The sequence below is a fragment of the Streptomyces sp. NPDC056231 genome (assembly GCF_048270745.1).
In the GTDB taxonomy this organism is placed as follows: domain Bacteria; phylum Actinomycetota; class Actinomycetes; order Streptomycetales; family Streptomycetaceae; genus Streptomyces.
Genome location: NZ_JBLVKW010000189.1, coordinates 1 through 2,055 on the forward strand (window position 1 = coordinate 1; position 2,055 = coordinate 2,055).

Below are 2,055 nucleotides of genomic sequence, written 5' to 3' on the forward strand. Positions count from 1 at the left end.
CAGGCGAAGCAGCACGACGACCGATCCTGCCGCAGACGGCGATCACCGCCGTCGGCGGGGTGACCTGCACGGACGTAATAATCGGCACACTCAGGTGCACGGACCTGCGGATTCGTGATCGATGGCCTATTCGTCGCCGCCGTGACTTTCAGTCACCACCGGATGTGAGCCAGAGCCGCTCACCGTACAGACCCCCAGTCCGTTGATCCACGCGAGCAGGCGGGCGCGCTTCTTGTAGGAGCAAGGAGCGTAGACAGCGCCGGACGTGACGTACGTTTCGGACCGGCCTTGCAGGTCGTGCCCGTAGTCGCTGGGGCCGTATTCGCCGTCGCGGTGGCCGTCCATGTCGTCGGCCCAGTCGAGGAGACCGAAGTCGAGGTGGAGGTTCTCGAGGTACCGGTTGGGGTCGGCCGGTTCTACCGGTGTGGGACGACCGTCCGCCCCGGCGGTGAGCCGGTCTTCGAGGCAGCCGTCGGAGCGCACGGGCTGGCCCAGCCACCATCTGCCCATCTGGTACGGGTGTTCAGCAGGGCGTACGGCATCGCCCCGCACCAGTACATGATGTCCCGGCGGGTCGGCCGGGCCCGGCGCCTGCTGCTGGAGGGACGGGCGCCGGGCGAGGTGGCGGCGGCCAGCGGCTTCTACGACCAGGCCCATCTCACCCGGCACTTCTGCCGGTTGGTGGGCGTGCCGCCGGGACGCTACCGGGCGGGCGTGCGCGGAACGTCGTAGCCGCTCACTTGACGTCGACGTAGTCGCCGGCCGCGGTCGCCCCGCCGGTCGTGTCCGTCTCGCCGAAGGTCCAGCGCCAGTAGCCGTCGGCGGAGGCGGTGACCGTGGTCTTCAGGGCACCGGCCGAGTTCGCCTTCACGATCTTAACCGTGGTGTAGGTGCTGGTGCCAGCCTTGCGGAACTGGAGCTTGGCCGACTTGCCGCCGAAGCCCGTGTACTTGTGCCGCACCCAGTCGGCGCGGGTGATCGTGCCGGCCACGGTGAGCGTCTTGCCCTTGGCGACCGGCTCCGGGGAGGCGTTGACGGTGACCTTCGCCGCGCGCTTGATCCGGACCGTGCCGAAGCCGGTCAGGTACTCCGTGCTCTTGGACTGGCCGTTCTTCCAGATACGGGCCATGACCCCGATCTTCCAGGTCGTGGCGTCGCTGTTGGAGTCCAGGGTGTAGCGCGGGTCGATGTACAGCTCGCCCTCGCACTGGGAGGGCGAGTAGTCGGAGTAGGTGATGACGTAGCTCATGTGAATGCCGTCGTCGCCCTCGTAGCCCTTGGCGGCCGTGGTGCCGCGGTATAGGAAGGGGTACGTGTTCGCGTCCCCCGCCTTGACCCCGGACGGCCAGGTCTTGCGGAACGCGAAGTCGGGAGTGACCTCGGCGCTGACGACTCCGGTGTTGAAGTCGTTCTCTCTGTCCGGTTCTCACACGACGCCGGGCAGTAGCTTCGCCGTCAACTACTCAGCTGAGGAAGACTCCGGCTCACTCTCGCGTGTGGTGTTCTCCTTCGTTGATCCCATCGGTGGCAGCCGCGTATTCGCCGCGTACTCCAACCCGCCGCTGTCGGGCCGTGTCGAGCAGGACATTCCGTCCAACTGGCCTAACGGTAAGTACACCCTCGACTACGTCAACCTCATCGACGCAGCCGGAAACGGCATCTCGTACTTCACCGACTTCGTTTCGAAGTAGCCGTCCGGCGCTGCAGGGCCGACGAGTAACCCGTTCAACTTCCGCACGACCACGTTCACCGTGGCACAGGCCCCCGATGCTCCATCCGGGGTAACAGCGACCGGTGGCGATTACCAGAACGACAAGGCCCATCACATCGCTGCGGCATGCGCGGGCGATGAAATGCCGGGCGTCCTCGTGCAGATCATGGAGTCGGTGTGGGACCACCGGGACCTGATGGATGACCCGGAGTCGTTCGACGACACCAACGCCGCGATCGAACAGCTGGCGCTTAGACCGACCGGCAAATGGATCACTTGAGGCGTCGGGTGGTGGGGCGTCCGTCCCAACGGTAACGCTTGGTCGCGCGTCGGATGAGCATGCG

General features: G+C 66.3%; 4 protein-coding genes and 1 pseudogene. 3 read left to right on the forward strand and 2 right to left on the reverse strand.

The features are described 5' to 3' along the window. Window positions 1-126 precede the first annotated feature (126 nt). A complete protein-coding gene (locus ACNPQM_RS44000) occupies window positions 127-510 on the reverse strand; it encodes a hypothetical protein (RefSeq protein ID WP_418088396.1) in 384 nt (127 codons plus the stop codon). Here ACNPQM_RS44000 and ACNPQM_RS44005 point away from each other — a divergent pair. Continuing rightward, window positions 502-732, forward strand: a pseudogene (locus ACNPQM_RS44005) (helix-turn-helix transcriptional regulator); the annotation flags it as partial. The gene ACNPQM_RS44000 and the pseudogene ACNPQM_RS44005 overlap by 9 nt on opposite strands. 4 nt (window positions 733-736) lie before the next feature. On the opposite strand, the gene ACNPQM_RS44010 reads toward ACNPQM_RS44005, so the two are convergent. Further along, a complete protein-coding gene (locus ACNPQM_RS44010; RefSeq protein WP_418088397.1) occupies window positions 737-1,249 on the reverse strand; it encodes a hypothetical protein in 513 nt (170 codons plus the stop codon). A gap of 64 nt (window positions 1,250-1,313) precedes the next feature. On the opposite strand from ACNPQM_RS44010, the gene ACNPQM_RS44015 reads away from it, so the two are divergent. Both ACNPQM_RS44015 and ACNPQM_RS44020 read left to right on the forward strand, forming a co-directional pair. Continuing rightward, window positions 1,314-1,691 (forward strand): hypothetical protein, encoded by a 378-nt coding sequence (locus tag ACNPQM_RS44015; protein WP_418088398.1) that lies wholly within the window; start codon window positions 1,314-1,316, stop codon window positions 1,689-1,691. Window positions 1,692-1,751: 60 nt separating this feature from the next. Then, window positions 1,752-1,991 carry a hypothetical protein gene (locus ACNPQM_RS44020; RefSeq protein ID WP_418088399.1) on the forward strand — a complete coding sequence of 80 codons (240 nt, stop codon included), beginning with the start codon at window positions 1,752-1,754 and terminating at the stop codon, window positions 1,989-1,991. Window positions 1,992-2,055 lie beyond the last annotated feature (64 nt).

Excerpts from the sequence above, each read along its gene's own strand:
- ACNPQM_RS44000 (WP_418088396.1), bottom strand. The coding sequence starts at position 510 with ATGGGCAGATGGTGGCTGGGCCAGCCCGTGCGCTCCGACGGCTGCCTC.
- ACNPQM_RS44010 (WP_418088397.1), bottom strand. The coding sequence starts at position 1,249 with ATGAGCTACGTCATCACCTACTCCGACTACTCGCCCTCCCAGTGCGAG.